Source organism: Desulfuromonadaceae bacterium (assembly GCA_019429445.1).
Lineage (GTDB): Bacteria > Desulfobacterota > Desulfuromonadia > Desulfuromonadales > JAHYIW01 > JAHYIW01.
This window is the reverse complement of record JAHYIW010000013.1, coordinates 30,823-52,199: the sequence shown is the minus strand read 5'-3', so window position 1 is coordinate 52,199 and position 21,377 is coordinate 30,823. Positions and strand designations below refer to the sequence as shown.

Genomic DNA, 21,377 nt, shown 5'->3' with positions numbered 1-21,377 from the left:
AGGGTTTGGGTCCTATTTATCGGTGGAAACGACTTCTTTACCCTTGTAAAAGCCGCAACTCGGACAAACGCGATGAGCCGGCTTCGGTTCTTTACATTCCGGACAAGTCGAAATTCCCGGGGCGATCAACGCATCATGTGAACGACGCATATCGCGCTTCGATTTTGAGGTCTTTTTCTTCGGCACTGCCATGACTGAAAGTTCTCCTTCTACTGCATATTGTTCATGAATGGTTAATGATCTAGCGATTGGCAGCACGCCATCACACTGCCTGTTCGGCTCAGCTCTTCAATTTTTTTAAAACGTCAAAGCGGGAATTGAATACTTCCGGCTCGCACGCACAAGGTTGCTGGTTCAAGTCGGTACCGCAGCGCGGGCAAAGCCCCTGGCACTCTTCCCGACACAGGAGCTTAACGGGCAACGCAACAATAATCTGCTCCTGAATCTCGGTGGCAAGATCAATCTCGTCGCCGTGAAATGAAATCAAATTCATCTCTTCGGCACTCAGTTCAACTTCATCCCCGGTCTCTTCATCACTGACACCGGGAAAATCCGATGTATAGGTGAGAGTGAAATCGCTGATGATCGGCATGACCGCAGGAGCAAGACACCGACTGCAGATCCCCTCCACTGTCAATTCAAGCCGCCCGCACACCTCGACAAAACCGCCCACCTGACTGCAATGCAGAAGCAAATCAACTGCATCGGAAAACGTCAGTTCATTCGCTCGGCCGATACGCTCAAGCTCCGGAAAGGACGCGATTGGCTCTTTACGCTCCATAACCAGAGGGGTTGAGCCTAGTTCTTCAAGTTTGATCAACATGAGTTGCACCGATGACAAGAATCGCTTAGTATAAAGACCAACCGCAGTTTGTCAAGGACGTTTCGCGGGCAAGGGTCGACTTTTGGCCGACTCTCTATTAGCTTATCCGCCCGGATTATGCAAGCCATTTTAATTCACTCATTCACTCTTGCCCGCCATTAATTCAGCCCTGTGGCGGCACGCCGAATCGACGGAACAATCTATGCGCGAAAATACTTTTCATCGGCTCATTCAAATCATGGCAACATTACGCTCGCCCGAAGGGTGTCCATGGGACCGGGAACAAACCCCCGAAAGTCTGATCCCGTATCTTGCCGAAGAAGCGTGTGAGGTTATTGAGGCACTCACCGGTGACGACCCCGACGCCATCTGCGAAGAGCTGGGAGACCTCCTGCTGCAGGTGGTTTTTCTGGCCCGTATTTTTGAAGAACGGGGTAGCTTCTCGATTGAGGATGTCGTCACCTCCATCAACCAAAAACTTGAAAGACGCCACCCTCACGTGTTTGGTGATCACCCGACCATCCATTGTCCCGATGAGCAGAGTATTCTCTGGGACAAAATCAAGCAACAGGAAAAGTTAAATAAAAAAAGCCCGCGGTAGCACAACGTTTAATCTGCTGAAAGCATGCGATACGCTTGCTGATCGTTTGCCTCAAGCGCCTCAAGCTGATCGATCAAACCGCCGCGATTCAGTTTTTCACGATAATCATCGGGGTGGTGGGTCAGCAGGTAGTGCAAATAATCCAGATTGCGCTCAATGGTCGAGGCGTAAAGATCATCATCAATCCCCCATCGCTGGGAGAAATGCGGTCGGTAATAACGACGCATATCCTCAAGATCGGTCCGCAATCGCCGGTCAACCAGTGAATAGAACTCGAGTGTTTTTTGCAGAAGGTCAAATTCGTCCCGGTAGTTTCCCATCTGCCCCTCGTCAAATTCACGATAGAGGAAGAGCAGTTTCTCCAGGTAGGTCCGATCGGCAATCTGCCCGGCCAGATCAGCAGACGCCAACATTTTACCGAGGGTCTTCCCCGCAAGGCCAACAAAAGGCAGGTCTTCGATACACTCGCTGAAACGGGTGCAACAAATCAACGCAACACATAATTCAGTCGTTGCCTGCGCAACCCCACGTTGCCGAAAATAAGACAAGGTGAACGCAACACTGCGTTCCTCATGGACAGGACCGAAACGTGCGCCGGTGCCCTCAACCTCCTCTTCGCGTTGGATATAGCCGGTGTCGTGCAACATCGCCGCACTCAGGGCAACAACGACATCATCGGCGGGGAGCACAAGTTCCGACAGACTGGCCCCGTGAATAAGACGCATCAGCGCCAAAAGTGTATCGGTCGTATGCTGGAGATCATGGAACCCGACATTACACGCCAGATATCGCGGATAATGTCCGCGATAAAGATCAACAACCGACTGGGCGGTATGATCAAATAAAAAACAGTCGGCCTGCGGATAAATTTCGTGAAACAGTTGTTTCACCTCGGTGATAACAACCGCTGAAGAGGACATATCCAGAAGAGTTCCGAGATAACGTGGTTCAGAGGTAAAAGGCAAAGGTCGCTCCGAAGCTATTGAGCAGAGTATTTTTATAAAGGTCCTGTCAGTCAGTCAGTCAGATAAAGCGATAGAATCGGGAAATAGGTGATCAAGGCAACACACAGTAACAAGATCAGTAAAAATGGCAGTGTCGCCAGATAAAGTTCAGTAATCGGTTTTTTAAAACGATAGCTGGCAATAAAAAGATTGATTCCGACTGGCGGTGTCAGATAACCGATCTGCATATTGGCCAGAAATATAATTCCAAGATGGACCGGATGAACACCATAGCCGACGGCAACCGGCAAAATAAGCGGGACCACCAGAACCAGTGCAGAGAATATATCAAGAAAGGCCCCGAGCAATAGCAAAAAAATATTGAGCAGAATTAAAAATGTAAATTTACTTGAAACGTGTTCATTGATCAAGCTGAAGAGCTTCTGGGGGGCACCAGAGTCGATCATGTAATTAGCTGAAGCCAGTGACACTCCGAGAATCAGGAGAATCCCTCCCACCATCAGCATTGACTGGCGGATAATCGCGGGCAGCTGACGCACAGAAACATCGCGTAAAATCAGGATTTCGACAATCAGCACATAAAAAGCAGTGACTGCGGCAGCTTCAGAAACTGCAAAGTAGCCGCTGTAGATCCCTCCCAGAACCACAATCGGCAGCGGCAGCTCCCACACCGCTGCGCGAAACGCATGGGCAACTTCCCGCCAGGAAAATTCTGTCAGCGAACGCCGTCGGCCACGATTGACCCAAAAACTCCAGCATGACAGCGAAACCACCATCAACAGACCGGGAATAATACCGGCGAGAAACAGGGCATCAATCGTCACCGGGGCGCCGATATCCGCCTGTTGTGCAACAACCCCGTAGAGGATCAATGGCAATGACGGGGCGAAGAGCAATCCGAGGCTCCCCGAGGTCGTCACCAGTCCGAGATTGAAAGATTCAGGATATCCGGCTTCGCGCAAGGCCGGATAGAGCAACGCGCCGAGGGCAACAATCGTTACCCCGGAAGCTCCGGTAAATGCCGTAAAGATCGCGCAGGTCGCCAACGAGACCACCGCAAGACCGCCGGGAACCCAGCCGATCAATGCCTGGGTCAAACGCACCAATCGCCGCGGGGCATTGCTTTCGCTCAGCAAATAGCCCGCAAAAGTAAACAACGGGATCGCCAGCAAAATTGGCATTTCCGCCAAGCGGTAGATCTCAACCGGCACCACCGAAAGATCGATTTCCGCGCGATAAAAACCGAGCAGGGCACTTGCGGCGATAACCGCAAACAAGGGCGCCCCGCAAAGCGCGACCAAGGCCAGCAACACCCCTCCCAGGATCACGATACCGCCCGTTTCCCCAGCAGGCATGACGCCCGGCGAATGAAGTGCCAGAGGTAACGATACGCGATCAGTCCAAATCCCGCCGGGAGAATGATCTGCGCCAGCCAGGATGGATAATCAATGAGAACCTGCGCACCGAATTCGATCTCCATACGGACAAATGACCACGAGTACCACGCGAGAACCAGACAGACGACGACGGTAAACATGTCGGTGAACATCCGCACCATCAGTTGCACAGAGGGTGGTAAAAAGCGGGATAACAGGTCAATATTAATGTGATTATCATCGCGGCTTGCAGCAACGGCACCGACCAGACAGAGCCACAGGATGAGGAGGCGCAGCAGCTCGTCCCCCCAGATCAACCCGCTATCGAACACATTGCGCAGCAGAATCAACAATCCCGCCAAACCGATCATCACCAGCAACAACACCACCAGCAACAGATCTTCCCCCCCCTTGCCGATCTTCCAGAGGATGGTCAGTACGCGCGCGGCGCTTTTTTTGCCTGACGAATCGATCACGGCTGGTGTGAACGCCGGAAGTCGTCAAGATGTGCTTCGAGTTGCCGCAACAGTTCACGATCAAAAAAACCTTCTGCGGCAAGAATATCGATGGCCTTGCGGGTCCGCTGCCGAAACTCGGCCGCCGCTACCGGAGTCTGATCAATAATTGTCACCCCCTGCTCACGCAACACATTCAGTGCTTCACGATTATCAATCCGGTTACGACGATCAAAAGCGATAAAAAGCGGTTCCATCACGTCTCGAACCACCTGCTGATCTTCCTCTTTGACTTTATCAAAGGCACCTTTATCCAGGGCAAAAACCCCCATCACATAGGTCATCGGAGTGGTCGTCAAGTAGGCTATTTTAGTCTGCCATTGAAAAATCAAGGCACCAATCGGTGAAGTGCCAACAACTTCAACCAGACCTGTCTGCAACCCGGTCAGCACGTCGGTAATTGGCAATGATACCGGGGATAAACCCAGGGCAGCCATCGATTCGTAATAAACCCGATCCCCCTCCGGAACCCAGACTTTGCGTCCGTCCATATCTGCCAAGGTACGGATTGGAGTCTTGCTCATCATCAGCGCAAAACCGCCCTCGGCAAAGCCAAAACTGACAAAACCAGCCTGTTCAAAACCGGCCCGCAAAGGCCCGTCAAGCCGCTCGCGCACGTAATCAACTTCTTCCAGGTTATTAAAAAGCAACGGCAAACTATACAGACGCAGGTCGGGATAAACCGGTTCAAGCCCGCCGCCGGTAAACATCCCTCCGTGCAACTGCCCCAGACGAATCTTGCGCAAGACGTTATTTTCTCCCCCCATCACCCCGCCGGTATAAAATTTAAAATTGACGCGGCCAGCAGTTTGCGCCTTGATCGTTGCAGAGGCTTTGCGCATCTCGGTAATCCAGTACGAACCCTCCGGCGCAATCGTGGCAACTTTAAAGGTCATCGCGGTCGCAGTTGACATTAACAAGGCAAGCAGCAACAGGCTGAGTCCACCAACTTTGAAAGCATTCATAGCTTTATCTTCATCCCGTTAAAAATATTCTTCGGCAGACAACAACAATTGTCGTGCCTCACGTTGTGCCAGCACATTCAGCAAGGTCAACCCTGGCTGTTCAGTCTCGGCGTCCAGAACCTCGGTCAATAAACGATCATGCACTTCGCGGTCAAAAACTGTTCGGGCATAATACCGGGCATACGCAACCTTGAAATTCAACGCCTTACCACCGGAAAGAACAAGCGCCTGCTCAAAATGGATCCGTCCTTCTTCAGGTCGCCCTCCCAAAGCGGCCGGACGCAACGACTTGAGAATCCCCAGATAAAGGTGCGGATTGCCATTTTCGTAGCAATTGTCAAGGGTCACGATATGCGTCAGCAACGATTCAATCTTCGGTAGATCGGCAAGCGCTGACCAGTCATCACTATGCGCCTGCATCCACGCCAGCCAGCTGACCGCCAGAGCGTAGAGCTCAGGCAATTCATCGTTATCAAACCCGGCAAGTGACTGATTGAATTCATCATAGGGGCGCGCTGTCAAGTCACAATCATTACGTCTGACTACACACCATGCCGCTTCGCCATAATGTCGGGCTCGTTCAGTCAGGCGCGCCGCCCGTTGTCTATCTTCAACCAGGGAGGCCCCGTAAAATGCATAGAGTTTGGCCCCGGCACGCAACAAGTCCGTATCGGCAGGATCATCGGCAATCAGCGTGTCAAGGAGGATCAGGTAGGCAGGAACCCCGGCAGAAACGGTCTCCGGGTCGTTTTGATTGAGAATTGCATCGTTGAGCGCGACGGGAATCCGGCCAAAACAACCGGTCAGCAACAACATGCAACCAAGTGTCAGTACGCCAATCCCTCGCTTTATTCCGTCCTGCATTGTCATTGTCATCGCCGACCCTTTTCACCCATATCTACAAATTACATCGATCTCACATACTATACAATTGGCTGAAAAAGACAAGAATTTCTCCCGTTTAACCGGTGCAGACATCATCCTCAATCACGCCTGGGTCTGATCAGTTACCGGGCTTCGCGTAATTTTACACGCTTACCACCCCCCGATCAGAGTGACGCCCGTATCTTGCAACGGACCGGGTTTGCCAGCTCCGCCAGGCAAACAAAAAGCCAGTCGAAAAAAAATCGACTGGCTTTTAAATGGAGGCTCCGACCAGATTCGAACTGGTGATAAAGGTGTTGCAGACCTCTGCCTTACCACTTGGCGACGGAGCCATATTACAACGACTTAAGCGACGGTATAGATAACAAATAGGCTTGGGAGTGTCAAGGCAATTGTTCGCGACAAATGCTGCCGAGAGCACAACTGATCAGATAAATTTAACGGAAATTCCTTTTATTAAAGAATAATCCGACGTATAATTGCGATATGAAAAACATCATACATATAGTTGCCGTTTTGCTTGCAATTCACCTGTCTCTCCCCCTGCTGCTGGCGGCGCAACCTCCAGAAGAACGCAGCGTCGAGATAAGAACCGATCCGGAAAAGCCAAAAGATACGATCATTGACGTATTGATCGGCACAACCCCGCCCATGCCTACCGAAAATGGTCTGCTGATCTTGCGTGCCTATTACGACATAGATAACAATGGCAAACGCGGGGAACAAGACCAGGAGCTTGAAAACCACCTGACTTGCGAAATCGATGCAATTGAATATTCCCTCCCCGCGTTCATTCCCGGACTGGCATACAACAAAAATTACCGCATCACCTGTTCAGGCAAGGATTTTATGCCAAGTCGACCGATTCCCGAGGTTTTCATCGCCAAACACGGTCAGATCATTAAAATGGATTTGCCCTGCCGTCCCTCTACGCCGCCAGCGACCACCGAACCGCTAGCGTCTCCCCCGCAGTAACCCCGTTGTTCCTGACCACCGGGCGGCAAGACACTGCTTTGGCACCGCGTTGGACCGACCGGGGTCAATCGAACTCGATCCAGCCGTCACAGAGCGGGAAATAGAGCGCCGTACGCACCGGAAGGTCAGGACAGAACGACCGCATCAGTTCAGCGTAGCGGCTTAATTGATCACGATATTTGACCAGTTCCGCAGCCAGAAACACATCGCGCGATGAATTCTGCGGAGCAGTGACCTTATAATCAATGATCCAGCGCACCCCGTCGGCGACAAACGAACGATCGATCACCGCATGGACCAACTCTCCTGCAATAATACCGGACAACGCCCACTCACACTTTGCCGACGGATGATCAGCAAGGATCCAGCGTCCACGGGGCGATGACAAACAGGTCGTCAGTGCCGCTGCAACCACATCGGTCTGTGCGGCAAGGAACTGACGCGGAACCCCCAGGTTGGCGAGCTGGCGGGCGAGAATGTCGTGCTCAACAGCGTGACGCAGTTCCACCCCCGTCTTTGCCATGCGTTCCAGATAACGGTGCACCAGCGTCCCTACCAGACGTCCTGTCTCGACCTTGAAATCGCGGACCATAGCGGTCTGGCTGTCCTCTTCATCAACACGCGCGGAAGCAGCCTGCGCAACTGCGTGTGGCGGAAAATGCGCAGCAACGAGGGACGGCGGTTGCCAGGTGAGAGGCAAACGCCGCAACGGTTGAGAGAGCGTACCCTCGGCGGTCGCCAAGCCGATGTCCGTCGTCCGCGATAAAACAGAGGCTGGAATATGGGGCAGGAGCTTTTCCAGAAATGACCCGTTATCCGCACATGGTGTGCCATCAACGGCCGCTCGGACCGAACCGGTAAAGATCAGGCGCTGACGCGCGCGCGTCGCGGCAACGTAAAGAAGACGGCCTGTCTCGTAGTCTTGTTTGTCCTTTTCCAGACGCCCGATCATGCGAAAAATCGGGTCTTCGGTCTGTGCATCATGCGCCGCAAATGGCGCGAGCAGCAACCCCTGCTGTGGATGTTCGAGCCAGCGCAATAACGGTTTTTGGTCGGCAGCTGAACGGCGACCACAGCCGGGGATGATCACCGTCGAAAATTCCAAACCTTTCGCCTTATGAATCGTCATGACATGCAAGCGTGCATCGGCAGCGGTGTCGACCCCGGCATAAAGGCCGGTGAGCCGTTCATCGAATTCGGCCAGCGACAGCAGCTCTCCGCCCTGTTCACAACTGTCGATCAGGCGCAGAATCTGTTCAGCGTCGTTGAGATCGGTCTGGGCGTAGCAGGTTGGGCCACCAAGACGCAGCCAGCAACTTTCGACCAATCGCCGCAAGCCAACCCGGCCCCGTTGTGCACTCCCCTCTTCAATAATGGTCATGACCCGCGACAAGCGTTGGTACCCGTCAACGGACAATCGCGACATGCGCACCAGATCGTTGGTCAGCTCACGCAACGCCGCTTGTTTGTCATCAGCGCAGAGGACATCCAGATCAGTCAACGTTAAACCACACCACGGAGCGCGCAAGACCGTCAGCGCGCTGAGCCGATCGGCCGGTTGCACTATTATGCGCAGCAGTGCACGTAAATCGCGGGCGACCGGGCGTTCCACCAGCGGGTCAATATCGTGAGACTGACAGAGCAACCCCGCAGCGCGTAACGCGGGTAAAATTCGGCGCAGGTGACTGCGCGACCGGACCAGCACGGCAATATCGTCGCGCGGATGTTCCTGCAGGGTATCCCTGACCAGCGCGGCAATAGTGCGCCCCTCCACGTCATCATCACCTTCAGCAAACAGATTAAATTCGACATCCACACCGCCATCGCGCATGGCAGCAGCAGCGGAATAAGCCACGGCACCGCGTAACTGATCGTTGCGCGGCGGCAAAATCGAGGGAAATGTCTGGTTAAACCACGCCACCAATGTCCCGTCCGAACGGAAATTTGCGGTCAGACGTAACGGCTGCAACGACACGGTGCCTACGCCCCGTTCCCAGGAGCGGAGAAAAAGACCAACTTCAGCCTCGCGAAACCGGTAGATCGACTGCATCGGGTCCCCGACCAGAAACAAGGTGCGCCCGTCGCCGCGCTGCCACCCTGAAGTCAGCAGTTCAAGCAACCGATATTGCAAAAATGACGTATCCTGAAATTCATCGACCAGAATATGTTCAAGGGTCGCGTCGAGTTTAAGGAGCAAATCGGTGGGGGTGTTATCACTCTCCAGAGCATCTGCGGCGCGCAACGCAATTTCGGAAAAATCGACCGTGCCGTGTTCACGAAATACCAGCCAGAGTTCGGCAACCGCCAACGGCAGCAGCTCCAGCAACGCCTGCAACGTTTCCCATTGATTGTCAGGATAGGCCGCAGTGACGGGCAACTGACGGATCTGGCCAAGGTGCCTGATCAGTTCCGGACAATCGGCGAGCGTATTGAGCAGGGCCAACATCCGCCCCTTCATCTCCTGAGCCTGCCCCGCTCCGGCCGGGAATCCTGCCCCCTTGTTGACGGTTTTGCGCAACGTGCCACTGCCGGTCAGCAGTAACGACGCCAACGCTTGCCACACGGTGATCTTTGCGACCACTGCGTCAGGAAACGTATCCATGTCACGCAGGGGGTGATCGGCACAGGATTCCAGATGCGCCGCCGCGTAACCAGCTAACGCCACCAGTTCATCCCGCCAGGCGACCGGAAAGACTTCATCCACACGCCGCAAATCATCTTCGAGCAGAGCGGTCAACGTCGCTTCAAACCGTTCGCGCCGATCCGGTTCGCTCCCCAAATGCCGCAACCACTGATCACGACGGCGCAACATATCGACGAGCAGATCGCGTAACCGGTTCAGGCGATTATCGACGTGCGCGGCGAGCAGGGCAACGGCGTCGGCACCGCGCCCCGACTCGATCCGTGCCAGCGTTCGTTCCGCTGCCAGACGGTAGAGCGGATCGGGATTCTCGACCAGCTCCGGCATCCCGCCACAGCGCGTCACCCATGGCATCCGGCGCAGCAACCAGCTGTTAAAACCGTCAATCGTGCGGATCTGCAAGCGGGCCGGATTTTCGTTCAAGCGCCAGCCCTGTGCCGCATCACGGGCGAGAGCCGCAGTCGCCAGTTCCCAGGTTTTTTGTGCGTGCACGCTGTCCGGACGAGGGGCGCGCGCACCCTCCAGTGCCGCCAGCAATCGACCGTGCATCTCCGCCGCCGCCTTGCGGGTAAAAGTGATCGCCAGAATCTCCTCGGGACGCTGCACAATGGCCAGCAGCGCAAGAATCCGCTGGATCAGCAGCTCGGTCTTCCCTGCTCCGGCAGGGGCCTGAACGATGAATGACGCCTGCACATTGAGCGCTGCGTGACGCGCCGCACCATCCGGCAACATGGACGAGGCGGTCATAGAGCCTCCTCAAAGCTGCCGCCGCCTTGTCCGTCAATGCGGCAGAAGCCACTCAAATCACAATAACGGCAGGCCTGCGCCGCGCTGACCGGAGCAACCGCAGCGGCCCCCGAGCAGAAATCGGCAGCCAGGGCTTCGAGGCGAATCCGCCACGCAGCGGTCAATTCCATCCAGCTGCCAAGCCCTTCGTCTGCGGCAATACGTGACTTCTCCACGCCGCTCACGCCCGGGACCAGATCACTGTGTGCGGCGATACCGACAAAACGCAAATCGTCACTGCGGAGGATGCCAAAGGCAATCCCCGCCAGCTCATGAGGTGGAATATTCAGGGCATAAATCGGCAACTGTGGCTCAAGCAATCGATCACCGATAAGGTCAGCGACGCGCACCTGACCGGTTTTGTAATCGATAATAAATTTTCGTCCGTCAGCCAGGCGATCAATCCGGTCAATCTTTACCTGAAAAATCAACGCACCCACCTGCTCGGTATGCGCTTGTTCGACCGCCACCACCTGGAACCCGGGGCGCTGGCGTTCCACCTCGCGCAACCAGCGTCCGAGCAACTTTTCAAGTCGGCGGCACTCCACCTCCAGCAGCCTGACACCGGGTTGTTCAGGCATACGGGCGAGTTCATTTTGCACCCCTGCGGCCACCGCAGCGACAACCAGCGTATCGATAGCGGCATCACTCATCGCCTGCAACGACGCTGAATTCCCCAACTGTCGCCACACTTCTTCGAGGCAGGCGTGGACAAGGCTCCCTCGCTGCAACGCATCCAGACCAATTTCAGGGCGCTCGAAATCGTGTGCATAGAGACGGTGTCGCGCGTAGGCCCGAAACGGGCAAAGCGCCTGATCTTTGAGAATCGCCATGCCGCCAAAAGTACGTTGCCCGGCAGGCAGCACCGCTCCCTGCGCATCAAGAAAAAGATCAAACTGCGGCTGATTGGTGAAAAATAGCGTAGCGGGGTCATGACTTGCGGCACGTTGCGGAGCATGCTCGGGGAGTGCGGCGATCAACGGGCTGGGGCGCAACTCAAGAGCACCTTCGCGCTGTGGATAGCTGAGTATGACCTGCGGCGCGGCAGCACAAAGGCGTTGCATGATTTGCCGGGCAAAAACCCGTTCATGCTCAGGGTCGGCGTGTGGCAGATGAAAACGACGTTGCAGTGCGACCGGTAAAAAAGGATTCGGCCGTGCCGCTTCAGGCAGCGCACTGTCGGTCATCCCCATCACCCAGAGATGATCGAAATGTAGTCCAGCAACTTCCAGCAGGCCGAGAACCTGCACCGCAGCGGATGAACCCTCAGGCTGAAAAAGGGTTTCCTGTGCCAGGCGCCGCAACAAGGTAACGACACCGTGACGATCAAGCGGTGCGCTGACGATATCAAGCGCCGCCAACGACGGAAGCAATGTGTCGCGCCAGGCGGATAATGCCTGATATTCGCTTGAATCGAATCCGCGACTGCCGGGCCAACCCGCCTGATCAAGGGCATGGAGCAGTGGATTGACCCAGTCACCGGGCAAATGCCGCTCGCGTGTGGTGATAAAATCAAGCAGGGTCTGGCCGCGCCTGGCCAGCTCTGGTGCATGACTGTAACGCCATCGCCCCTGATTTTTTTCCGCCAGGCGCACAACTGCAGCAAAGCTGAGGCGGGCACGTCGTAGCCCGCGCAGGTTACTATCAAGCTGGGCACGGCTGGTCAGCTCGTGACCACGGCTGAAATAGGGCGAACGCAACAACCGCGAAATATTTTCGATCGGCAGATCACGTTCCAGTTGCAATATTTCGAGGGCCGCCGCAATCACCCCCTGCTCGGCCAGTGGGCGTCCAAGAGAAAGGTTGAAACCATGAGGATCGTGGGTCGGGGTCAGCAGGCTGGGGGGATCAAGTTCGGCGCGAAAAATGCGTTCGATTTGGGTACGACTCGATTGCAGATTCGGCACAACAATGCCGATATTCGTTGCCCCGTCGTCGAGCAGTTGGCGGGTCCAGCGCGCCGCAGTCCGCACTTCATCATCAGTGTCAACACAGGGAACACGCCACAATTGCCCCGGCGGCGCACACCCCGGAGGCATTGCTTGCACTCGACACCCTGCCGTTGCACCGACTTCGCTCAGCCTGAGCAGATGCGGACTCAGTTGATCAAAACCAATCAATAACAGCTCGTTTGGTAACGCCATCTGCCCGGCACTTATTGCGGCCAGCACCCGTTGCCAGGTAGTGGAGCGGTCGTGCCAGTTTCCGTTCTGCAAACATTGAGTATAATTTTTACGCCAACGCAACCAGGTGAGCTGATCTTCATTTAACTGCTGCGCCGTGAAATCAAGCTGGTATTCCTCCGCCAGCTGACAGGCATCATAAGCCATTTTCGCGGTAGTGGACAACTGGAGCAAACCATTGGCCGATTCCGCATTGATAATCCGTTCCCACAGCTGGACAGCCTGACGATCATTCAGCAGTCGCCAATCTTCACCGAGCACCGCCAACGAATTTTCCAGCCAGACCGACACCGGCATTAATGATGGCGTCGTCCAGACCGTCATCCCGGCAGCTTTCATCTGTGCGTCGTAACGCGTCGCCAACCACCGCGCCAAACGATTGTTGACAGACAGCGCGGTCGCCCCCGCTGCAAGCCGTGAAAAAAGCTGTTCTTCGTCCCAGCTTAGCTGATCCATGAACGCTTTTCCGCATAGATCACCAGCAGCAGAACCACGCTCACCCCTACCCCATCGGCAAAGAGATCCCACCATTCGGCGCTACGGGTGGACGTCAAGGTCAGTTGCGCGATTTCCAGCAAACCACCGTAAGCAACCACAGCGAACCAACTGAGGGCACAGTTTATTGCATTCAACGTGCGCCAGTCACGAAGACTGATCAACGCCAGCAGCATCAGCCCTCCATAGGCGGCAGCATGATGCAGTTTATCCCAGCCGAGAACGCCGTAATCAACGGCGGGAGGATTCACAAGCGACAACCAGGCGATCGCAATCGCCCAGCCAAAGAGCAGGACAAGATGGAAAATAATTATCAGGAAGTGTTTGCGCATCAGTCAGACCGGCCGTCAGCGCAAGCTGCCGATTAGCTCGTGGATATCGGCAATGCCTTCTTCGCGACAAAACCGTTCAATCCCGGCGACGATATCCGCCATCACCCCCGGATCAACAAAGTTCGCCGTACCAACCTGCACCGCTGTCGCCCCGACAATCAGGAATTCGAGCGCGTCCATCGCCGTCATGATGCCGCCAATCCCGATCACCGGAATCTTGACCGCTTGCACCACCTGATGCACCATCCGCACCGCCACCGGGCGAATCGCCGGACCGGAGAGACCGCCAATGCGGTTGGCAATGCGCGGTTTCCGGGTTTTGACATCAATCGCCATGCCGGTCAGGGTGTTGATGCAGCTGATGGCGTCAGCCCCAGCCTCCTCGGCGGCCCGGGCAATGACGGTAATATCGGTCACGTTTGGCGTTAATTTAACAATCAGCGGTTTGCTGCCAAGATTCTTGCGTACCAATGACACGACCCCCGCCGCCGCCGCCGGGTCGGTCCCGAAAACGATCCCCCCCTGTTTAACGTTGGGGCAGGAGATATTCAACTCCACCCCCGCAACTTCAGGGACGGCGGCCAGGCGTTTGGCGACTTCACCGTATTCCTCAAGGGTATTCCCAAAAAAATTGACGATCACCGGAGTATTGACGCCGCGCAAAAACTCGGTCTTGTCGGCGATGAAGGCATCAATGCCGATATTTTGCAGCCCGATGGCATTAATCATCCCGCTGACCGTCTCGGCGATCCGTGGTGTCGGATTCCCCGCTTTCGGTTTCAGCGACAGCCCCTTGGTGACGATCGCACCGAGCGTCTCCACATCCAGATAAGGGGTGTACTCTTCACCATAACCAAAAGTGCCTGAAGCAGGCATCACCGGATTGCGTAATTTGATTCCGGCGATTTCGACCGCAAGGTTCGGTTGCTTGTGCAACGTTCCATCACTCATGATTTGCACCCCTCACAACTATCTGCGGCTGGCGTCCCGAGGGCGTGCCAGTCCAGCTCTGCAGTATGAAAAACCGGCCCTGCCTTGCAGGAACAGAGATACCGCGGATGTTCCTCCGTGTGCCCGGCACCTTTCACGACGCAGCCGAGACAGGCCCCCACGCCACAGGCCATCAGCGCTTCGAGAGACACTTGCAGCGGAACATTCTGCGCGGCACAGATAGTGTTGACCGCGCTGATCATCGGCAGTGGACCGCAACAGTAGACTTCAGCGGCAGAATATTTGCGCAGTTTGCGTTCCAGCATCTGGGTGACAAACCCCTCTTCGCCAAGACTGCCGTCATCGGTCGAAACGTAGGTTTCCACCCCCAACCGTTCAAACTCGGTGACAACGAGGATATCATCACGGGTACGCCCCCCCATCAGCAGCCGCACCGGTGACTCTTTGACCAGATCCCCCGCCAGCATAAAGAGTGGCACCAGACCGATCCCGCCACCGACCAGAATTTTCTCGCGTTGCGGATCGCCCGGTTCAAAACCACGCCCCAGCGGTCCCAGCACCTCGACCGCGTCTCCGCTGTGCAGCTCACGCATGATCGCCGTGCCGTGACCGACCACCTTGTAGAGGATTTCCAGATATTCCTTCTCCGGCATCCCGTCACAATCCGCCGGGAGAAACCCGGTGCGAAAAACTCCGAACGGACGCCGCAGCAACGGTGGCATCGAGCGTTGCACCCGAAACATGACAAATTGCCCCGGCCTCACGTGCTGACCAAAACCAGGAGCAAGAATCTTCATCCGATAATAATCGGGAGCAATCTCCTGATTGGACAGAATTCTGGTTTTATAGTTTTTCATCTCCCGGGGTTCTCCTTCGTATGCCCATCTGCTGCGTGATAAAAATCACGGATTCAGCGGCCCGACAGTCATCTCCATCAACAGGGCGTCTTCCCCATCGAGATAATACCCGCGTCGTACTCCGCAATCGATAAAACCGTAAGCACGGTAGAGGGTAATCGCCGCGACATTGCCGACACGCACCTCCAGCAGCACGCGCTCCAACCCCTGCTGACGTGCCATGCGCAAACGATGATCGAGCAGATGCGACGCCACACCGCGCCGTCGACAGGCGGGGGCGGTGACAAGATTGTGAATCTCGAGTTCACCAGCGACCAGCCACGCGCAGAGATAACCGGCAACCGCGCCCCCAATCAACGCCAGATCCATCGACGCCACCGGATTGGCCAACTCGCTGCGCCATTGCGCCGCACTCCAGGGGGGGGACGAAGCGGCCGCATCGACCACCAGTACGGCGGCAAGATCCGTCTCGTCCATCGGACGGATGTCGATCACAACATTACGCGCCAGGTTCTTCAGCCCGTTGCTCACTGATCATCCGTTTCAGCCAGGCGATTTCGTCCGGTACAAACTGTTTGCCGTAGTCGGTCGTGTAATTCATCGCCCAATAGAAGTTGTCCGGTGTGGAATTGACCAGATGATGGCCCGGCGCACGCAGAAAAGGCACCTTTTGCTCGGCCCATGTCTCCAGCCTCTCTTCCGTATCGAACAGCATCAGATAATCGATCCCGTCGGCATCGACAATCAGCGGCATTGCAATCTCTCTGTTCACGTCGGTCCCGGCAACCGGCACCTCATCACTGATCGACGGGACATAAAAGTTGGTATTCAGAAACAGGGTGTAAAATTTACCCTGATTTTCGGTATTATCCACATCATTGCGCAGCGCATCAAGCGCCAGATCAAGTTCAGTCATGCTCTGCTCCAGTTATCATTCAAGGTTAAAGCGTCGGACAATAGTACCCTGTAACCCATAATCTTTCGCATCTTGCTTGTTCTTTGCCGCGTCAGCTACGTTCCGATTTCAGCTGTTTAGCTACGGCCAGGCAACAGAAATCGCGCCTTGCTGACACGTCAAAGCCCTGCGCAATCCCTCGAAATCCTATGGGTTACAGGGTACTAGTCAGAGAAACAACGAGTATGCGGGATTATCCGACTCGGAAATATAGTGATACCCCAGCTGGTCAAGAAAGGTCTGCATGGCCTCTTCATCACCGGCCGGAATTTCGAGACCGATCAATACCCGGCCATAATCGCCCCCTTGCGTGCGATAATGGAAGAGCGAAATATTCCACGACTCGCCCATCTTGTCAAGAAAACGGGTTAATGCCCCAGGGCGTTCCGGGAACCAGAAACGAAAAAGATGTTCACGCGCGGCGACCGGTGAACGCCCTCCCACCATGTAACGAATATGGGTCTTGGCCAATTCATTCTCGGTCAGATCAAGGTTCGCGAAACCGTTTTTGGTTAATAACTGCGAAAAAAGTTCCCGCTCCTGTTCTTTTTTCAGTGAGATACCGACAAAGATATGCGCCTTGTCCCGATCCGCCAGTCGATAGTTGAATTCGGTGATATTGTGATCATTGAGCACCTCGGCACAAAACCGGCGCAACGAACCGGACTCTTCAGGAATCGACACGGCAAAAAGGGCCTCTTGACGTTCACCGATCATGGTTCGTTCCGCAACATAGCGCAACCGTTCAAAATTCATATTCGCGCCGGAATTGACGGCAACCAGGGTCTGATTGGTGAGCCCCTCGCGCTGAACATACTTTTTCAGACCAGCAACACCCAGCGCCCCCGATGGTTCAACGATGGAACGCGTCGACTGGTAAATCGACTTGATCGCGCTGCAAATCTCGTCCGTATCGACCAGAATAATTTCATCGACAAATTCTTTGCACATCGCAAAAGTCTGCTTGCCAACCTCACGGACAGCAACACCGTCGGCAAAGATACCGACACGATCAAGCTTTATACGGCGACCTGCGGCAAGCGAGCGTGCCATGGCATCACTGTCGAACGGCTCGACACCGATGATCTTGATCTCCGGACGCAACGTCTTGAGAATCACGGCCATGCCGGCAATCAAACCGCCCCCTCCGACCGGAATGAAAACCGCATCCATTTTCCCCGCCGTCTGGCGCAGTAATTCATCACCGACGGTTCCCTGCCCGGCAATCACCAGCGGGTCGTCAAAGGGATGGATATACGTCATCCCGTTAACCGCCATCAGTTGCTGACAATGTTCGGCGGCGGCAGAGTAACTTTCTCCGCAAAGGACAACCTCGGCACCGAGCGCGCGAACCGCCGCGACCTTGATCTCCGGAGTGGTCACCGGCATGACGATAAGCGCCTTGGCCCCCAGTTGGCGAGCGGCAAAAGCAACCCCCTGCGCGTGGTTCCCGGCAGATGCGGTGATGACCCCGTTAGCCAGTTCAGCGGCGGACAAATGGGCGATCTTGTTGTAAGCGCCGCGCAATTTGAATGAAAAAACCGGCTGTAAATCTTCGCGTTTGAGGAAGACCTGGCAGCCCGACTGGCGCGAAAGATTCGGCGCAAAATCGAGCGGGGTCTCAACCGCCGCTTCATAAACTTTCGAGGTGAGAATCTTTTTAACCATTTCACGCATGATAAAAGGCCATCCAGTCCTGTCACTATTTGTAAAAACAGAGGTTCGTTTCTATCATGGGTATCGACAAATGTATACAGGTTCTCTATAATGGCGGCGTTTTAATATTTGTTTCGCATCACGCGACTGGCAATCACATATTGCAAAAGGAGAGAGACTATGGCGACACCGGAATTTTCTTATCAGGATCCCTACCCGCTCGGCAAGGAAAAAACCACCTACTACAAAATCGAGGGCTCCGAAAAATACGTCAAAACCGCTGACTTTGACGGTCAGCAGATCCTCAAGGTTGATCCTGAAGCCTTGACGGTCCTGGCAAATACAGCGATGAAGGACGTTTCCTTCCTGCTGCGCGCCGAGCATAATGATATGGTCGGCAAAATCCTGACCGACCCCGAAGCTTCGCGCAACGACAAGGGGGTTGCGTTGGCCTTTTTGCGTAATGCCATGGTCGCGGCCAAATTTGAGCTCCCGACCTGTCAGGACACTGGCACCGCAACGATTATCGCCAAGAAAGGTCAAAACGTTTTCACTGGAGCCAATGACGCGGAAAAACTTTCTCTGGGTGTCTACAAAACCTACACCGAAGAAAACCTGCGTTACAGCCAAACCGTCGCGCTGGACATGTACAAAGAGAAAAACACCGGGACCAACCTCCCCGCACAGATCGACCTTTATGCAACGGAAGGTGACGCTTATAAATTCCTGTTCGTGGCAAAGGGGGGCGGCAGCGCCAACAAAACCATGCTTTATCAGGAAACCAAGGCTCTGCTCACCCCGGAGAAGCTCGAAGAATTCCTCGTCGCAAAGATGAAAACTCTCGGCACGGCAGCCTGCCCACCGTATCACGTCGCCTTTGTCATCGGTGGCACTTCGGCAGATGCCTGCATGAAAACAGTGAAGCTTGCGACCGCCAAATATCTTGATGAATTACCGACCGCGGGGAATGACCATGGTCAGGCGTTCCGCGATATCGAACTGGAGAAGAAACTGCTGACAGCAGCTCAGAAACTTGGCATCGGTGCCCAGTTCGGCGGCAAATATTTTGCTCACGATGTGCGTATCGTCCGGCTGCCGCGCCACGGTGCGTCGTGTCCGGTCGGGATGGCTGTTTCTTGCTCGGCGGATCGCAATATCAAGGCCAAAATCACCAAAGATGGCCTTTTTGTCGAAGCAATGGATCGTGATCCGGGCCGTCTGCTGCCGGAACAATACCGCATGGCGAAGCACGAACATGGCATCAAACTTGATCTTGATCAGCCGATGGAAAAAATTCTGGCTGAATTGACCAAGCTCAAGTGCGGCGATGCCCTGCTCCTCAACGGCACCATCGTCGTCGGTCGCGATATCGCTCACGCCAAATTCAAGGAAATCCTTGACAGTGGGAAAGCGCTCCCCGATTACCTGAAAAAACACCCAATCTACTACGCTGGACCAGCAAAAACTCCCGCCGGTCGGCCTTCCGGCTCTTTCGGCCCCACCACAGCCGGACGCATGGATTCTTACGTCGGCCTGTTACAGGAGAACGGCGGGTCAATGGTCATGATTGCCAAAGGCAACCGCAGTCAGCAAGTTACCGATGCCTGCAAAAAGTTCGGCGGATTTTATCTCGGTTCAATCGGCGGACCGGCGGCTTTACTCGCCGATGAAAATATCAAGAAGGTCGAATGTATCGATTTCCCGGAGTTGGGGATGGAAGCTGTATGGAAGATCAATGTTGTCAACTTCCCGGCCTACATTCTGGTGGATGACAAGGGGAATGATTTCTTCAAGCAGCTCGGTCTCTGATCTGCATTGATACAAAAAATCTGAGTAACTGTTCAGCTCTTCTGTAGGAGCGGCTTTAGCCGCGAATCATCGCGCCTGAAGGCAACTCCTACAGCGTCATTCCGGCATGATTTTAGCCGGAATCCAGATTTTTCAGGGTTGAAAGTCTGGATCCCCGACAGGATCCTTCGGGGATGACGACCCTTGGACGGGTAGGTGAATAGTTACAAATCTGATTCAAAACGGCAACGGGCGAAGCGTTTTAACGCTTCGCCCGTTGCCGTTTCATGTGCTGATAATTTTGATGCACTCGCAAAAATTCATGGGATGGCTAAGCAAAAATTTCGTCCTACAAGGCCTGGTGGTTTTTCAGGGGCGAAGGCCTACATCAGGTAGGTCGAGGTCCTGAAAAACCGGCGTAACGCAGTAGGGCGGACTTTTTGCGACGCCATCAATTTTAAATTCCGGCGCGTTTACGTAATGATTCAACCCGATCCGTTCTTTCCCAGGTGAAGTCCGGCAACTCACGACCAAAGTGACCGTAAGCGGCGGTCTTGCGATAGATCGGCCGCAACAGGTCAAGCGTCTCGACAATGGCACGCGGACGCATGTCAAATTCAGCCGTCGCAATACGGGCAATTTCGTTCGAAGGGATTTTGCCGGTACCAAACGTGTTGATCATCACCGAAACCGGTTCAGCGACACCAATGGCATAAGCCACCTGTACTTCGCATTTCGTCGCCAGACCAGCCGCGACAAGATTCTTGGCGACATAACGTGCCATGTACGAAGCACTTCGATCCACCTTGGAGGGATCTTTGCCGGAGAAAGCACCGCCGCCGTGGGAGCCCTGACCACCATAGGTATCGACAATGATCTTGCGCCCGGTCAGGCCGCAGTCGCCCATCGGTCCGCCGATCACAAAACGTCCGGTCGGATTGATAAAATATTTGGTTTTTTCGTCCAACAGTTCAGCCGGAATAACTTTGTTGATGACTTCCTCGATAATTGCTTCCTTGAGGGTATCGTAGGCAACATCGGGGGTGTGTTGCGAGGAAACAACGATCGCATCGACCCGTACCGGTTTGTCATCGATATATTGAATCGAAACCTGCGATTTGCTGTCAGGACGTAAAAAGTTGAGCTGACCGCTTTTACGTACATCCGCCAATTTTTTCGTCAACTTGTGGGCGAAGGTGATCGGCATCGGCATCAGTTCTGCGGTTTCATTACAGGCATAACCGAACATCAGCCCCTGGTCCCCTGCTCCCTGCTCCTTGAACAACCCTTCGCCTTCAGTAACACCTTGCGAAATATCGGGCGATTGCCGATCAATCGACGTCAGTACCGCGCAGGTCTCCCAGTCAAACCCCATGGCTGAGTCGCCATAACCAATGTTCTTGATCGTCTGGCGGACGATATCCGGGTAGTCAATCCGCGCGTTGGTGGTAATTTCACCGGCAATCATCGCCATACCAGTGGTCACCAACGTTTCACATGCGACACGTGATTGCGGATCTTGCGCCAGAATTGCGTCAAGGATTGCATCGGAGATCTGGTCTGCAACTTTGTCGGGATGCCCTTCTCCAACAGATTCAGAAGTAAATAAAAAATCGGTCATAGCCATA

General features: G+C 54.6%; 19 protein-coding genes and 1 tRNA gene. 3 read left to right on the top strand and 17 right to left on the bottom strand.

What is annotated here, in order from left to right:
- Positions 1-12 precede the first annotated feature (12 nt).
- Together rpmF and K0A93_06950 are read right to left on the bottom strand one after the other, a co-directional pair.
- Positions 13-192, bottom strand: coding sequence for a 50S ribosomal protein L32 (gene rpmF, locus K0A93_06955; GenBank protein ID MBW6511842.1), 180 nt, complete (start codon positions 190-192; stop codon positions 13-15).
- Positions 193-280: 88 nt separating this feature from the next.
- The gene (locus K0A93_06950; GenBank protein MBW6511841.1) at positions 281-823 is read right to left on the bottom strand and encodes a DUF177 domain-containing protein; all 543 of its coding nucleotides are present in this window, start codon (positions 821-823) and stop codon (positions 281-283) included.
- Positions 824-1,025: 202 nt separating this feature from the next.
- On the opposite strand from K0A93_06950, the gene K0A93_06945 reads away from it, so the two are divergent.
- The gene (locus K0A93_06945) at positions 1,026-1,424 is read left to right on the top strand and encodes a hypothetical protein (GenBank protein ID MBW6511840.1); all 399 of its coding nucleotides are present in this window, start codon (positions 1,026-1,028) and stop codon (positions 1,422-1,424) included.
- 8 nt (positions 1,425-1,432) lie between these two features.
- On the opposite strand, the gene K0A93_06940 is transcribed toward K0A93_06945, so the two are convergent.
- The 6 genes from K0A93_06940 to K0A93_06915 all read right to left on the bottom strand — a co-directional run bounded on the left by K0A93_06940 (position 1,433) and on the right by K0A93_06915 (position 6,462).
- On the bottom strand, positions 1,433-2,344 hold the full coding sequence (locus K0A93_06940) for a hypothetical protein (protein MBW6511839.1): 912 nt from the start codon (positions 2,342-2,344) through the stop codon (positions 1,433-1,435).
- A gap of 95 nt (positions 2,345-2,439) precedes the next feature.
- Positions 2,440-3,717 (bottom strand): TRAP transporter large permease subunit, encoded by a 1,278-nt coding sequence (locus K0A93_06935; GenBank protein ID MBW6511838.1) that lies wholly within the window; start codon positions 3,715-3,717, stop codon positions 2,440-2,442.
- Positions 3,714-4,241, bottom strand: coding sequence for a TRAP transporter small permease (locus K0A93_06930; protein MBW6511837.1), 528 nt, complete (start codon positions 4,239-4,241; stop codon positions 3,714-3,716). Before K0A93_06930 ends, K0A93_06935 begins: the two co-directional genes overlap by 4 nt.
- Positions 4,238-5,245 carry a TRAP transporter substrate-binding protein DctP gene (gene dctP / locus K0A93_06925; protein ID MBW6511836.1) on the bottom strand — a complete coding sequence of 336 codons (1,008 nt, stop codon included), beginning with the start codon at positions 5,243-5,245 and terminating at the stop codon, positions 4,238-4,240. Before dctP ends, K0A93_06930 begins: the two co-directional genes overlap by 4 nt.
- A gap of 18 nt (positions 5,246-5,263) precedes the next feature.
- On the bottom strand, positions 5,264-6,121 hold the full coding sequence (locus tag K0A93_06920; protein MBW6511835.1) for a TRAP transporter TatT component family protein: 858 nt from the start codon (positions 6,119-6,121) through the stop codon (positions 5,264-5,266).
- Positions 6,122-6,388: 267 nt separating this feature from the next.
- Positions 6,389-6,462, bottom strand: a tRNA-Cys gene (locus tag K0A93_06915).
- A 154-nt stretch (positions 6,463-6,616) separates the two neighbouring features.
- Between K0A93_06915 and K0A93_06910 the strand changes: the two genes are divergently transcribed.
- Positions 6,617-7,105 (top strand): hypothetical protein, encoded by a 489-nt coding sequence (locus K0A93_06910; GenBank protein MBW6511834.1) that lies wholly within the window; start codon positions 6,617-6,619, stop codon positions 7,103-7,105.
- Between the two features lie 64 nt (positions 7,106-7,169).
- On the opposite strand, the gene K0A93_06905 is transcribed toward K0A93_06910, so the two are convergent.
- From K0A93_06905 to ilvA, 8 genes are all read right to left on the bottom strand, one after another.
- Entirely contained in the window at positions 7,170-10,493 is a 3,324-nt protein-coding gene (locus K0A93_06905) for a UvrD-helicase domain-containing protein (GenBank protein MBW6511833.1), read from the bottom strand.
- Positions 10,490-13,171 carry a PD-(D/E)XK nuclease family protein gene (locus K0A93_06900; GenBank protein ID MBW6511832.1) on the bottom strand — a complete coding sequence of 894 codons (2,682 nt, stop codon included), beginning with the start codon at positions 13,169-13,171 and terminating at the stop codon, positions 10,490-10,492. The genes K0A93_06905 and K0A93_06900 overlap by 4 nt, the downstream gene beginning before the upstream one ends.
- A complete protein-coding gene (locus K0A93_06895) occupies positions 13,159-13,542 on the bottom strand; it encodes a VanZ family protein (GenBank protein MBW6511831.1) in 384 nt (127 codons plus the stop codon). Before K0A93_06895 ends, K0A93_06900 begins: the two co-directional genes overlap by 13 nt.
- 15 nt (positions 13,543-13,557) lie before the next feature.
- Complete coding sequence (locus tag K0A93_06890; GenBank protein ID MBW6511830.1) at positions 13,558-14,493, bottom strand: dihydroorotate dehydrogenase; 936 nt, start codon at positions 14,491-14,493, stop codon at positions 13,558-13,560.
- Entirely contained in the window at positions 14,490-15,350 is an 861-nt protein-coding gene (locus K0A93_06885; GenBank protein ID MBW6511829.1) for a dihydroorotate dehydrogenase electron transfer subunit, read from the bottom strand. The genes K0A93_06890 and K0A93_06885 overlap by 4 nt, the downstream gene beginning before the upstream one ends.
- Before the next feature lie 45 nt (positions 15,351-15,395).
- A complete protein-coding gene (rimI, locus tag K0A93_06880) occupies positions 15,396-15,881 on the bottom strand; it encodes a ribosomal protein S18-alanine N-acetyltransferase (protein MBW6511828.1) in 486 nt (161 codons plus the stop codon).
- Positions 15,850-16,266: an SseB family protein gene (locus K0A93_06875; protein MBW6511827.1), complete on the bottom strand. Its 417-nt coding sequence runs from the start codon at positions 16,264-16,266 to the stop codon at positions 15,850-15,852. Before K0A93_06875 ends, rimI begins: the two co-directional genes overlap by 32 nt.
- Before the next feature lie 207 nt (positions 16,267-16,473).
- A complete protein-coding gene (gene ilvA, locus K0A93_06870) occupies positions 16,474-17,982 on the bottom strand; it encodes a threonine ammonia-lyase, biosynthetic (protein ID MBW6511826.1) in 1,509 nt (502 codons plus the stop codon).
- 159 nt (positions 17,983-18,141) lie between these two features.
- Between ilvA and K0A93_06865 the strand changes: the two genes are divergently transcribed.
- Positions 18,142-19,770, top strand: coding sequence for a fumarate hydratase (locus K0A93_06865; protein ID MBW6511825.1), 1,629 nt, complete (start codon positions 18,142-18,144; stop codon positions 19,768-19,770).
- A gap of 436 nt (positions 19,771-20,206) precedes the next feature.
- On the opposite strand, the gene metK is transcribed toward K0A93_06865, so the two are convergent.
- Positions 20,207-21,376 carry a methionine adenosyltransferase gene (metK, locus tag K0A93_06860; GenBank protein ID MBW6511824.1) on the bottom strand — a complete coding sequence of 390 codons (1,170 nt, stop codon included), beginning with the start codon at positions 21,374-21,376 and terminating at the stop codon, positions 20,207-20,209.
- Between the last annotated feature and the right edge of the window lies 1 nt (position 21,377).